The sequence below is a fragment of the Arthrobacter sp. NicSoilC5 genome (assembly GCF_019977395.1).
In the GTDB taxonomy this organism is placed as follows: Bacteria; Actinomycetota; Actinomycetes; order Actinomycetales; family Micrococcaceae; genus Arthrobacter.
Genome location: NZ_AP024660.1, coordinates 1291759 through 1304769, shown reverse-complemented (window position 1 = coordinate 1304769; position 13011 = coordinate 1291759). Strand labels below are relative to the sequence as shown.

The following is a 13011-nucleotide window of genomic DNA, read 5'->3' as shown; positions in this document are numbered from 1 at the left end:
CGGAATGTTAGGAAAGGATAAGTATGGGAGCCCAGATCCGGGTCTACCGCCAGAAGATCAGCTCGACCACGTCGATGCGCAAGATCTTCAAGGCGATGGAACTGATCGCTACCTCGCGCATCGGGAAGGCCCGTGCGCGCGTAGCAGCTTCACTGCCTTACGCGAACGCGATCACGCGCGCCGTTTCTGCCGTCGCCAGCCAAAGCGAAATCGACCACCCGCTGACCACTGAGCCGGAGCAGATCCGCCGTGCCGCCGTCCTGGTAATCACCTCGGACCGTGGCCTCGCAGGATCCTACTCGGCCAGCGTGCTCAAGCAGGCGGAAGGTCTCTTCGAGCTGCTCCACGACGAAGGCAAGGAAGTCAAGACCTACCTCGTGGGCCGCAAGGCCCAGGCGTACTTCGAATTCCGGAACCGCGAGTACACGCGGGTCTGGACCGGAGGAACCGACGCTCCAGAGTTCGGCACCGCCCGTGAAATCGGCGAAGCGCTGCTGGCAGATTTCGCCACTGACTTCGAAGAGGGCGGCGTGGACGAAATCCACGTTGTCTACACCCGCTTCAAGTCCATGGTTACCCAGGAGCCGACGGTCATCCGTCTGCTCCCGCTGGAAGTAGTGGAAGAACAGGCTGCTTCCGAGTCGGAGCTCCTGCCGCTGTACGAGTTCGAGCCGGAAACCGAGCGTGTCCTTGACGCCCTGCTGCCGCGCTACATCGAATCGCGGATTTTCGCAGCCATGTTGCAGGCGGCAGCTTCCGAGCTTGCGGCCCGCCAGCGGGCGATGAAGTCCGCAGGCGACAACGCAACGGACCTGATCAAGAAGTACACGCGACTGCGCAACACGGCCCGCCAGGCCGAAATCACGCAGGAGCTCTCCGAGATTGTCGCAGGTGCCGACGCTCTCGCGTCGTAGCCTCCCGACCCTCGGTTCCGCGGAACCAGCACCACCACAGATAGACTTAACCCCACGCCATCTACTGAATGAAGTGAGAGAGATGACTGCCACTGCTACCGAACACGTAGCCGCAACGTCCGGTGCAACCGGCCGTATTGCGCGCGTAATCGGCCCGGTTGTCGACGTCGAATTCCCGGCTGACGCAATCCCGTCGATCTATAACGCCCTTACCACCGAGATCACTCTCAACGGTGAGACCAAGACCATCACCTTCGAAGTTGCGCTGCACCTCGGCGACAACCTCATCCGCGCCATCTCGCTGCAGGCGACCGACGGCCTGGTCCGCGGCACCGGCGTCATTGACACCGGTGCCCCGATCTCCGTTCCCGTCGGCGACGGCGTCAAGGGCCACATCTTCAACGTGCTGGGCCAGCCCCTGGACGTTGCAGAGTCGGAACTGGAAGTCAGCGAACGCTGGCCCATCCACCGCAAGGCTCCCAGCTTCGCTTCGCTCGAAGGTTCCACCGAGATGCTGGAGACCGGCATCAAGGTCATCGACCTCCTCACCCCGTACATCAAGGGTGGAAAGATCGGCCTGTTCGGCGGCGCCGGCGTGGGGAAGACCGTTCTGATCCAGGAAATGATCACCCGTGTTGCCCGCAACTTCGGTGGTACTTCGGTGTTCGCCGGTGTTGGCGAGCGTACCCGTGAGGGCAACGACCTCTGGGTGGAAATGGAAGAGGCAGGCGTCCTCAAGGACACCGCCCTTGTTTTCGGCCAGATGGATGAGCCGCCGGGAACGCGCCTGCGCGTGGCCCTGTCCGCGCTGACCATGGCGGAGTACTTCCGCGATGTGCAGAACCAGGACGTGCTGCTCTTCATCGACAACATCTTCCGCTTCACCCAGGCAGGCTCCGAGGTTTCCACCCTGCTGGGCCGCATGCCTTCGGCCGTGGGCTACCAGCCCAACCTGGCGGACGAGATGGGCCTCCTGCAGGAGCGCATCACCTCCACCAAGGGCCACTCCATCACCTCGATGCAGGCCATCTACGTTCCCGCAGATGACTACACCGACCCGGCTCCGGCCACGACCTTCGCACACCTCGACGCGACCACGGAACTGTCCCGTGAAATCGCCTCCCGTGGTCTGTACCCGGCCGTTGACCCGCTGACGTCGACTTCCCGCATCCTGGATCCCCAGTACATCGGCAAGGACCACTACAACACGGCTGTCCGTGTGAAGCAGATCCTGCAGAAGAACAAGGAACTCCAGGACATCATCGCCATCCTCGGTGTCGATGAACTTTCCGAGGAAGACAAGATCGTCGTGTCGCGTGCACGCCGCATCCAGCAGTTCCTGTCGCAGAACACCTACACCGCCAAGCAGTTCACCGGCGTCGAGGGCTCCACGGTTTCCATCAAGGACACCGTGGAAGGCTTCGCAGCCATCTGCGACGGCGAACTCGACCACATCGCAGAGCAGGCCTTCTTCAACGTTGGCGGCCTCGATGACGTTGAGCGTCAGTGGGCCAAGATCCAGGAACAGACCAAGTAATATGGCTGAGCTTGAGGTTGAGATTGTCGCAGCGGACCACTTTGTGTGGTCCGGAGCGGCCAAGATGGTCAAGGCCCGCACCAGCGATGGTGAAATCGGAATCCTGCCCGGCCACTCGCCCCTGCTGGCGATCCTGGCCGAGGGTGAACTGGCAATCCAGCCGGTATCCGGGGACCGTATTGCGGTAGATGTGGACGGTGGATTCTTCTCCGTCGACAACAACCGTGTGGTTATCGTTGCTGACAACGCCCAGCTGGGCGGCTCGGCTACCGCTGGGATCCGCTAGCACGACCTTGATGGACGCACCGGGTATTTCGTTCATCGCACTGGCAATCGCGTTCGGATTGCTGATCTTTGCACTGTGCCTTTCGGGGGTGCGCCGCTTCAACCTGCGGCGTGCCCTCGGCACGGTGGACGCCTCCATTTGCGTAGCTGGAAACAGCTGGCAGATGGGGGTTTGTCGTTATCAGGACAACGACCTTGAATGGTTCAGGCTCATCTCCCTGAGCGTCCGCCCCAAGTACACCTTCAAACGGAGCTCCCTGGAGCTCCTGGGGCGCAGGAAACCCACCGAAGCTGAAGCCGTCAAAGTCCAGCCGGACGTGGTGATCGTCGAACTCCGGTACGAGGGGCAGGACCTGCACTTCGCCATGAAATTCGACGCCTATACGGGTCTTTCCTCCTGGCTGGAAGCGGGTCCGGTCATCGGCGTGGGGACCTGGCGCTAGCCGGCGTGGACTGGTTTTCAGACATCCGGCTCACGGACGGTCCACTGTATGGAACCGTCCTGGTATTGGGAGTTGGCGGCGCAGCCTATCTCCTGGTGCCGCCCCGGCGTGCCTCCATGACGTCCGTGCACCGGGCCCGGACCTGGGCGCTGCGTATCCTCCTTGCTGCCGCCGCCGCGTTTGCGCTGGTGGCCACGGTGCACTGGGCCCTCATCAATGTCTTCACTGTCTTCCCGGAGGACCTGCCGGATCCCGTACTGCTGTGGCTGGTGCCCGGTGTGGCGGCGGTCCTCCTGGGCCTGCTCCGCCTGCCCAGGACGGGCTGGGGCGGACGCGGTGCCGGAATCCTCGCCATGCTGCTGGTGGTACTGCTCTCAGCAATCCAGATCAACGCCTACTTTGGCCTGAACAGGACGGTAAGCGACCTTTTGGGAACGGCACTGGCCCGGATACCGGTCCTCGAGCAGGACGTCATGCGGCACGCCGGCGAATCTGACGGTGTCCCGCTCCAGGGCTGGAAGCCCGAGGGGGAGTTGCCGGCCGGAGGCGAACTGCGGAAGTCCGCTATCCCGGGAACAGCCTCCGGGATGTCTACCCGGGATGCCTTCATCTACCTTCCCCCTGCCTATTTTGCTGCCAACAGGCCCGCGCTGCCCGTGCTGGTTCTGGTGGCCGGGCAGCCCGGCGGCCCGGCGGACTGGCTCACCGGTGGCGCAATCCGCGGCCATATGGATTCATTCGCCGCGGCACACGGCGGGGTGGCTCCGGTGGTGGTCATTCCGGACCCGAACGGGTCGCAGTCCGCAAACACTATGTGCATGGACAGCCGCATCGCCAAGGCAGACACCTACCTGTCCCAGGACGTGCCCCGCTGGATCAGTTCCACCCTGGCGGTGGACACCAACCACCGCCACTGGGCCGTGGGCGGGTTCTCCTTCGGCGGCACCTGCGCAGTGCAGATGGGAACACGGCATCCGGACATTTACGCGGACGTGCTGGCATTTTCCAGCGAGGCCGAACCCGCCATTGCCAAGGAACGGCAGAAGACCATCGACGCCGCCTTTCCTGGAAACCCCGAAGAATTCACCAAGCAGACTCCACTGGAGATCATGAAACACCAACGGTTCGAGTCCAGCGGCATGTACCTTACGGCAGGCCAAAACGATCCGGAGTTCGTGGGGAACCTCCGGACACTGGCCGCCGCGGCAGAGAACGCGGGCTTCACCGTCCAGGCGCACGAGGTGGAACACACAGGCCACTCCTGGGATACGTCGTCCAAGCGCTTTGCGGACGCACTGCAGTTCCTGGGCAGCCAATGGGGCCTGCAGTGGTGAGCACACGGAAACCGGACCGTACCGTCGTCCTGATGTGGGCCGCCGTCGGGCGCCCTGCCGTCCGGCAGGCGCTGGGCACACTGAAATCGATGCCCTTCACACTTGGTGTGCTGGTCGCCTTCCTGGCTGCTGCCGCACTGACCGGGAGCTTCCTGGATGGACCGCCGGAGCAACTCCTGGGACTGGCGTCCGTCAGCGGGCCCGGCCTGCGCGAGGGTCAGTGGTGGTCGCTGTTCACCAGCCTGTTCTTCGCCACCAACCCGCTGGCCTACCTCACCGCGTCGCTGATGATTGTCCTGCTGCTCGGACTCGCCGAGCGCAAGCTGGGCCGGCGCGCCGCCGTCGGACTCTTCTTTGGCGGCCAGTTTGCCGCCGTCACGGTGTTCCTCCTGGTCACCCAGCTGGCGGGGTACGTGGGGGACGGCTGGCTGGACAGGATGGTGGATGACAGCCTCATCGGGCCCTATGCGCCGGTCCTGACGGCGGGCCTTGCCGCCAGTGCGCGGATCACGCTGCTGTGGCAGCGCCGGCTCCGCACCGTGGTGCTGTCGATCTCGATCCTGCTGGTTCTCTACGTCGGTCACGCCGAGACCATCATTGGGCTCATCGGTGCCCTGCTTGGCCTCCTGGCAGGGTGGTGGATCCAGGGTGACCAGGGCCGGCTCCATCGCCACCGGTCCACCGGCCGCGAGACCAGGAACCTCCTGGCCCTCACCGTTGCCGTCTTTGCCGTGGGCCCCATCCTGACGGGAATCACGCGCGCGCCCACCGGCCCCCTTGCCCTGCTGCGGGACGTCGTGCTGAGTCCGATGCCCACGCTCAGCCAGCTCGTGTTCAACTGTGGCGCCACCGTTGATGCCTCCTGCCTGGAAACAGGCAGGGCAGGATTCGCCGGGCCGTTCGGCCTGGCGCTGGCAGTGGTGCCGGTCATCCTGCTGCTGATCTGCGCGGACGGCATGCGCCGGGGCCGCCGGCTGGCGCTCAACATCGCCTTGGCCATCCAGCTGGCTGTCACGGCGCTGGCGGCGGTCTACCTGGCCCTGTTCGCCCTGGTTCCCTCACGCCTTCAGGGCACGCATGCCACGCCGCTGTCCTCGGCCTTCGCCCACGTGCTGCCACTCGTGGTCGTCCCCCTGCTGCTGGCGGTGGTCCTGTGGCTGAACCGCCGCCAGTTCCGCGTGCAGACCCGGCCGGGTGCCCGGCGCACCCTCGGGGCCGTGGTCTGCGGAACGTGGCTTGTCCTGGCCAGTTCCTACACCGTGGCCTGGTTCTCGTCCGGCGGCCTGGCCCGCGACGGCGGCCTGCTGGGCCTTTTCGCGGAGTTGGCCCGGCAGTATGTTCCGGTGCCCATACCCCAGCATTTCCGCCGGGTCTTCCCGGAACGGGACAGCGCCGAAGCCCTCCTGTTCGCCTACTCGGGGCCAATCTTCTGGCTCGTGGCCCTGGTGGCCGTGTGGTGGGTCCTCGTGGGCCGGCACCATGGCCTGAACTTCGGCCGGCAGGACCGGGACCGCGCCCGGCAACTGCTCCACCAGGGCGGCGGCCCGCTGTCCTGGATGGCGCTGTGGGAGCCCAACACTTACTGGTTCAGCCCGGACGGCGCCGGTGCCATGGCTTTCCAGCAGCACGGGACGGTGGCACTGACCCTGGGCGGCGCCTTTGGTGAGCGCAAGGCGGAGCAGCGCGTGACGGAGGGGTTCCTGGACTACTGCCGCAGCCAGGCGCTGATCCCCGCACTGTATTCCTGCGACGACACGCTGTGGCCGGCGCTCAGGGAACGGGGCTTCTCCCGGGTGGCGGTGGCGCAGGAGACGCGGCTGGCGCTGAACCAGCTGGAGTTCAAGGGAAAGGAATGGCAGAACGTCAGGACGGCCCTGAACCGCGCCGCCAAGCTGGGGGTGCATGCGGTCTGGGGCTCCTACCATTCGCTGCCGGCCGCACTCAGGTCGCGGTTGAACGAAGTGTCCGAGGAATGGGCGGCCGGTAAATCCGTTCCCGAAATGGGCTTCACGCTTGGGGGAGTGGACGAACTCGATGACGAGGAAGTCCTCTGCTGCCTGGCCGTGGACGGCAACGGTGCGGTCCACGGCGTGACCAGTTGGCTTCCGGTGTACGACGGCGGGCGGCTGGTCAGCCGGACGCTGGACGTCATGCGCAGGGGCAGTGAGGGCTTTCCCGGGGTCATGGAGTTCCTTATCGCTTCTGCCGTCCTTGAGCTGCGCGATTCAGTGGACATGATCTCGCTGTCAGGCTCGCCCCTGGCCAGCCGTCCGGAGGACGCAGCCCAGGGCGACGCAGCAGGGGACGCCGAAAGGGAGGAAGACGCAGCCGCCACCGATGAGGGCGCGCAGAACCTCGTGAGGATCCTGGACCTGGTGGGCCACGCGCTTGAGCCCGTCTATGGCTTCCGCTCCCTGGCAGCCTTCAAATCCCGGTTCAAGCCCGAGTACCGGGCGCTGTACCTGTACTACCAGGACCCGCTGCACCTGCCCGCCATCGGGAGGGCGCTGACGCGCGCCTACCTGCCGGGGCTTTCCCTTGCCCAGGGCGCCCGCCTGGTCCGCAAATTAGTAACCTGACACCGGCCATACGCCGCTCAACGATAAAGTCATATTTGCGGCGCATATTTTCAAAAACAAATGATCCCCGGGCAATTGCGCCGGGGATCATTTGTTTTTGCTGACAGCCGCGCCAGGCGGCCGGGCGGTACTAGACCAGCGTTACGCCGGTGGCCTGGGGGCCCTTGGCACCCTGGCCGATTTCGAACTGAACGCGCTGGTTCTCGTCGAGGGTCTTGAAGCCACCGGTCTGGATCTCGGAGTAGTGAACGAAGACATCGCCATCGGAGTCGTCCGGGGTGATGAAGCCGAAGCCCTTTTCAGCGTTGAACCACTTGACGGTTCCCTGTGCCATTTATTTCTCCTCATTGTGGAACTTTTTAAGCCCGGCACACCTCGTGCCGACCTTGGTCACTCCGCGAGAAGAATCCTGGATTGCCTTGCCTGGGACAGGTCCGGCGCTGCAGGAGCTTCGCGCTCGCAACATGTCTTGCGAGCATGAAAAACACCTACACAAAGACTGAGATAAGAATTTCATGCCCGTTCCCGCAGGTCAACGGCCCGAACAGTAAAAAGGAAAAAATTTAGGTAAAAAACAGGTGACAGGGAAGGCCATCTGGAAAGGCGCCAATTAGGTGCCCGAAGCAACAAAGGGAATTCTAGAAGAGCCGGGATTCGCTGTCGTCGACCCCGCGCATGGCGTCATAGTCAAGGGTGACGCAGTCGATCCCGCGGTCGTTGGCCAGTACCTTCGCCTGCGGCTTGATCTGCTGGGCTGCAAAGATCCCGCGGACAGGTGCCAGCAGGGGATCGCGGTTGAGCAGTTCCAGGTACCTGGTCAGCTGCTCCACGCCGTCGATGTCCCCGCGGCGCTTGAGTTCAATGGCCACCGTGGCACCATCGGCGTCCCGGGCCAGGATGTCCACGGGTCCGATCGCCGTGAAGTACTCGCGCCTGATCAGGGAGTAGCCCTGGCCCAGCGTTTCGATCTGGTCGGCCAGCAACCGCTGCAGGTCCGCTTCCACGCCGTCCTTGATCAGCCCCGGGTCCACGCCCAGATCGTGGGAGGACTCGCTGACCTTCTCGTGGATGTTGATGATGAGCCGGTCATCGGTCTTGGCCGACTGCACGGTCCACTGCTCCACTACGCCCAGCTCGAGGTCCACCTCGTCCGGGGACGTAACGCGCAGGGTTGCCGGCGGGCTCATCCAGTTCAGCGGCTTGTAGGAACCGCCGTCGGAGTGCACCAGCACGGAGCCGTCAGCCTTCACCAGCAGGAGCCGGGTGGCGAGGGGGAGATGGGCCTTGAGCCGGCCAACGTAATCAACGGAGCAATGGGCTATGACGAGTCGCACGCCGTACAGACTATCGCGTGGGCTGCGGCAGGCCATGGTCGACGCCGGGCGGCCGGGCGGGACGGCAGGAAGCCACGGGCGGGGGCACCACGGTAAGGCGCGGCAACCGGCTGGGGCAGAATGGAGGCATGCCGCGTTCCAACCGTCCCCGCCGTCCCGCCTCCGGCAAGGGCCCTGTTTCCGGCCGGGGCGCAGGCCGGAAGGGCAGTGCGGACGTTCCCGAACTGGACCTTGAGCGTGCCCGGGCCGGAATCGCCCGCCGGGAAAGCGCGCCCGACGGCGAGTGGATGGTCCGCACCATGACCGCCAAAAATGCCGAGAAGACCTACATCTGCCCCGAATGCTCCACCGCGGTGCTGCCAGGGATCGCCCACCTGGTGGTGTGGAAGGACGACCATCTCTTTGGAGCTGCCGCCGGCCTGGCGGAACGTCGGCACTGGCACACCAATTGCTGGATGACGCGCAGCTACCGCTACCGCTGACCCCGGCGCGGCAGAAGAACCTCCGCTGTCGCTAAGCTGGCAGGCATGACTTTTGATCCGGCGTCGTACGAATTCAGCCCGACCCAGGGCCCCGCTCCCATCCGTGCCTCCACTGTTCTGCCTGCCCGGCGCGAGAACATCGAGCTGCAGACAGAGGACGGCCACACGCTGGTGGGGGAGCTGGCGCTGCCCGAGTCGGGTCCGGTCAAGGCCACGCTGATCACGCTCCACCCGCTGCCCACGCACGGCGGCTTCATGGATTCCCACGTTTACCGGAAGGCCTCCTACCGGCTTCCGGCGTTGGCCGGCATCGCGGTGCTGCGCTTCAACACCCGGGGCACCGCCTCACCGCGCGGCACCAGCAGCGGCGCCTTCGAGGAGGGAGTGGGCGAGCGCTACGACGTGGAGGCAGCCGTCCGCTTCGCCGTCGAACGTGGCCTGCCCAACCGGTGGCTGGTGGGCTGGTCGTTCGGGACCGAGCTGGCGCTGATGTACGGCGCCGTGGAACCGATGGCCGGACAGATTGAGGGCGCGGTGCTGCTCTCGCCCCCGCTGCACCGCGCCACGGACAAGCACCTGCAGATGTGGGCGGAATCAGGCAAGCCCCTCACCGTCCTGGTGCCGGAACATGACGACTTCCTGCAGCCGGCCGAGGCCGCCGAACGCTTCAGCCTGGTGCCGCAGGCCCGCGTGGTGGGCGTGGCCGGGGCCAAGCACCTGTGGGTGGGGGAGAAGTACGCGGCCCGGGTGCTGAACGACATTGTGGCCCAGGTCAGTCATGACCCCGACCGTGCGGAGCTGCCGCAGGAATGGGACGGTCCGGCGGCGACTGCCGGAGCCTAGGCTTCCCGCAGCGCTAGTGCTGGTCCTGCCGGACGATGTAGATCTCCCGGACCAGCAGCAGCACGGCGGCGGCCGTGGGGATGGCGATCAAGGCCCCGAGGACACCGAGCAGGCTGCCGCCGGCGATGACGGAAATCACCGCCACGGCGCCCGGCACTGCAACGGCCTTCTGCATGATGCGCGGTGAAATGAAGTATGCCTCGAACTGCAGGTATGCGAAGTAGCAGATGGCATAGATGGCCGCCGCCTGCCAGCCCTCGGTGAGGGACACCAGGGTTACCACGATGCCCGCGATCATCCCGCCCACCAGGGGGATGAAGGCCAGCAGGACCACCACGAATGCCAGGAGCAGGGCGAACGGAATGCCCACGATGGACATCACCACGAACGCGAAGGTGGCGTTGAGCAGGGCCACGCATGCCTGGCCGATCACGTAGTTTCCCACCGACCGCGTGATCTCCTCCGAGAGGGCGGCCACCCGCTTCCGCCGGGAGCGCGGGGCCAGGCGGTAGCCCCACTTCTTCATGGCGGGCAGCGCTGCCAGGAAGTACAGGCTCAGGACCAGGACGATCAGGGCGCCGAAGAGGCTGTTGGCCACGGTGGATCCGAAGCCCAGCACACCGCCGAAAATGCCACCCATCGCGGCGGGGTCGTTGACGAACTTGTTCAGTTCCTCGGTGATCCGGTCGCGCACGCCGAACTGGTCGTCAACGCTGCGGAAGAAATCCGAATCCATGAAGTTTCGCACCCAGTCAGGCGCCTGCCGCACGATTTCGGAGACCTGTTCAACGATGGTGGGAATGAGGGTGGCAAAGAATCCGACCACAGCGCCCATCAGGACTGCCACGGAGACCAGGATGCCGGCAGGCCGGGGGATCTTCCGGTTTTCGAGCCAGCCCACCACCGGTTCCAGGCCCAGGGCGATGAACAGCGCGGCCACGATCCACAGCAGCAGCTGCGTGGTGTGGGAACCGATCCAGTAGACCAGCAGCGCCAGTCCCACGCCCACGGTTCCCATGAAGCCCATGTAGAGCGGATGCTGGGGGGACATGCGCGGTCCGGGGTGGCCGAACTGCGGCTCCTCGTCACCGTCGTGGTCCGCTTCCGGGGCCTGTCCGGTGTATTCCGGCGGCATCTCGAACCGAAGCCTGGGCTGGGCGCCGGGCAATGGCTGGCGAAGCCGGCGGACCACATGGCCAAGGGCCGCAGCGGCTGAACCCCCGCGGCGTGCTGCCATGCCGAGCGGAGGAACGGCGGCAGGAACCGGGCCCCTGGGATCCCCTGGATTTCCGGCTGCAGCCGAGGACGGGTCCGTCTTGTCAGTCAATGGTTTTGGGGGCCTGTTCCGTGCGTGGCACCGCCTGCGCGGGCCGGTGTGATGATCATCGCAAACACTATCAGCAGGCTTGTCACCACGAGCCGAAGGCGCCGTGCGCTGGCCAGCCGGGCCGGGGCGGACGGGCAAAAAAGGGGGCTCTGGTAACAAAAAGGTTACTATTGAAGGCAAACCCCCGCTGATGATAGGTGTTTCCCTTGCGTTTAAAGACTGCAGCCGCACTTGTGCTGCTCGGCCTCCTGACACTTTTGGCCGGTATCGGCCAGAGAACCATCTGGGCTCCCTCCGAGACGTTCACCGCGTCCGCGCCGGCCGATGCCGCAGCGGCGCCGCTGACCGTTATTGACCAGAAGCTGCGCACCCTGCACGGCGGGACGGTCAAGATCAACGTCCAGGGCGACGGAAATTTCATGCTGGCCTCCGGCCGGCCGGATGACGTGGCTGCCTGGGTGGGCAAGACAGCCCACAACACCATCACCGGGGTGTCCGAGGACGAAAAGTCGCTCCAGGTTGAGCACGCCGACGGTGAAGGCACGGCACCGAACCCGGCCGGTTCGGACCTCTGGGTGTCCAACGAGAACGCCAGCGGCGAGCTTGAATACACCTGGACACCGCCCGCCGACGGCGACTGGAGCCTCCTGCTTGCCTCCGACGGCACCAAGCCGGCACCGGCCACAGTGTCCATGACGTTCCCGAACGACACGTCCACTCCCTGGGCTGTTCCGCTGATGGTCCTGGGCAGCCTCCTGATCGTGGGCGGAATCGTCCTGGCGCTGCTCTCTGCCCGCCGGAAAAACGGTGAAGGCGACAACGGCGGCGACTCCGGCTTCGCTGCCCGCGCCCGTGCCCGCAAGACGCAGAACCAGGACCCGTCGTCGTCCTCCAAGGTCACCATGGTGGCAGCCGGTGTGGCAGCAGCAGTGCTGGCCGCATCGGGCACGGCCGCCCAGGCTGCCAGCCCCAGCCCCCAGCCTTCCGGCAGTGCCTCATCGCCGGCCAAGGAAGCAGCAGGATCGCCTGTCCTGCTGGACGCACAGTTCCGCCGGATCCTGGAGCAGGTCTCCAGCGCCACCGATGCAGGGGACGCGGCCAAGGACGCCGCCAAGCTCGCGGACCGCGTTGCCGGCCCCGAACTGGAAATCCGCACCCAGAACTACAAGATTCGCTCCCAGGTGGGCTCCTACGAGCCGCGCATGCCCGTGCGCTCCACCAAGCTGCTGACCACGGTGGTCACCAGCGACCGTGACTGGCCGCGTTCGGTGCTGGCCGTGACCCAGGGCGAAGGCAACGTTGTCCCGCAGATCCTGACGCTGGTCCAGCAGTCGCCCCGCGAGAACTACAAGCTCATGGAAACCACGCCCCTGCAGCCGGGAACCACGTTCCCGAACATCAGCCGGGGCGGCACCGACACCCTGGCCGCGTCGGACAAGTCCGGGCTGCTCTACAGCGGCGAGGAAGCAATGTCCGGCCTGGCCGACAGGCTCACGTCCGCGGACTCGCCGTTCAAGGACAAGCTGGTCGAGGGCGACTCCTCGCCGTACATCGCCGACACCCTGTCCTACCAGGCAGAGGTGGTCAAGGCCGGCGAGAACGGCAACTTCTCCTTCACCCACAAGGTGGTCCCCGAGAGCACCGTGGTGTTCCGGACCTCCGACGGCGGGGCCCTGGTCCTGGGCCGGATCAACTTCGGCTTCGAAGGCACCCCGAAGGCTGCCGGCGACAAGCTCAGCATCGGTGACGATGCCGCAGCCCTGGCCGGTGGCAAGGAAACCACCACGGGCATGGTCTTGAACTTCGCCGAATCGATGGCTGTCTACGTGCCGCCGGCAGGATCGACGGACCCGATGAAGCTCGTTGCCGCCACCCGCGGCCTGGTGGGCGCCAGCTTCAAGTAGCGCCTGACTGCATTACCACCGGCAGCGGC

General features: G+C 65.5%; 12 protein-coding genes. 9 read left to right on the top strand and 3 right to left on the bottom strand.

The window, feature by feature from the left end:
- Positions 1-23: 23 nt before the first annotated feature.
- The 6 genes from LDO22_RS06105 (at position 24) to LDO22_RS06080 (ending at position 7092) form a co-directional block, all read left to right on the top strand.
- Positions 24-914, top strand: a complete 891-nt coding sequence (locus LDO22_RS06105) for a F0F1 ATP synthase subunit gamma (protein ID WP_159631649.1) — start codon at positions 24-26, stop codon at positions 912-914.
- An 82-nt stretch (positions 915-996) separates the two neighbouring features.
- Positions 997-2451 carry a F0F1 ATP synthase subunit beta gene (atpD, locus tag LDO22_RS06100; RefSeq protein ID WP_159631650.1) on the top strand — a complete coding sequence of 485 codons (1455 nt, stop codon included), beginning with the start codon at positions 997-999 and terminating at the stop codon, positions 2449-2451.
- Between the two features lies 1 nt (position 2452).
- A complete protein-coding gene (locus LDO22_RS06095; protein ID WP_018760117.1) occupies positions 2453-2737 on the top strand; it encodes a F0F1 ATP synthase subunit epsilon in 285 nt (94 codons plus the stop codon).
- A 10-nt stretch (positions 2738-2747) separates the two neighbouring features.
- Positions 2748-3179 (top strand): DUF2550 domain-containing protein, encoded by a 432-nt coding sequence (locus LDO22_RS06090; protein ID WP_159631651.1) that lies wholly within the window; start codon positions 2748-2750, stop codon positions 3177-3179.
- A gap of 5 nt (positions 3180-3184) precedes the next feature.
- Positions 3185-4513 (top strand): alpha/beta hydrolase-fold protein, encoded by a 1329-nt coding sequence (locus LDO22_RS06085; protein WP_159631652.1) that lies wholly within the window; start codon positions 3185-3187, stop codon positions 4511-4513.
- Positions 4514-4545: 32 nt separating this feature from the next.
- On the top strand, positions 4546-7092 hold the full coding sequence (locus tag LDO22_RS06080; protein WP_159635367.1) for a phosphatidylglycerol lysyltransferase domain-containing protein: 2547 nt from the start codon (positions 4546-4548) through the stop codon (positions 7090-7092).
- A 130-nt stretch (positions 7093-7222) separates the two neighbouring features.
- Here LDO22_RS06080 and LDO22_RS06075 read toward each other — a convergent pair whose 3' ends face one another.
- Positions 7223-7426, bottom strand: a complete 204-nt coding sequence (locus LDO22_RS06075; protein WP_011692441.1) for a cold-shock protein — start codon at positions 7424-7426, stop codon at positions 7223-7225.
- Between the two features lie 304 nt (positions 7427-7730).
- Positions 7731-8426 (bottom strand): endonuclease NucS, encoded by a 696-nt coding sequence (gene nucS / locus LDO22_RS06070; protein ID WP_159631653.1) that lies wholly within the window; start codon positions 8424-8426, stop codon positions 7731-7733.
- A gap of 128 nt (positions 8427-8554) precedes the next feature.
- Between nucS and LDO22_RS06065 the strand changes: the two genes are divergently transcribed.
- Positions 8555-8908, top strand: a complete 354-nt coding sequence (locus tag LDO22_RS06065; RefSeq protein ID WP_159631654.1) for an ATP/GTP-binding protein — start codon at positions 8555-8557, stop codon at positions 8906-8908.
- A gap of 45 nt (positions 8909-8953) precedes the next feature.
- The gene (locus LDO22_RS06060) at positions 8954-9751 is read left to right on the top strand and encodes an alpha/beta hydrolase (protein ID WP_224026463.1); all 798 of its coding nucleotides are present in this window, start codon (positions 8954-8956) and stop codon (positions 9749-9751) included.
- A 13-nt stretch (positions 9752-9764) separates the two neighbouring features.
- Here the strand turns inward: LDO22_RS06060 and LDO22_RS06055 are convergent, their stop codons facing one another.
- Complete coding sequence (locus LDO22_RS06055) at positions 9765-11078, bottom strand: AI-2E family transporter (protein WP_159631656.1); 1314 nt, start codon at positions 11076-11078, stop codon at positions 9765-9767.
- Positions 11079-11311: 233 nt separating this feature from the next.
- Here LDO22_RS06055 and LDO22_RS06050 point away from each other — a divergent pair, with 233 nt between their 5' ends.
- The gene (locus tag LDO22_RS06050; RefSeq protein WP_224027172.1) at positions 11312-12982 is read left to right on the top strand and encodes a hypothetical protein; all 1671 of its coding nucleotides are present in this window, start codon (positions 11312-11314) and stop codon (positions 12980-12982) included.
- The last annotated feature ends 29 nt before the right edge of the window (positions 12983-13011 follow it).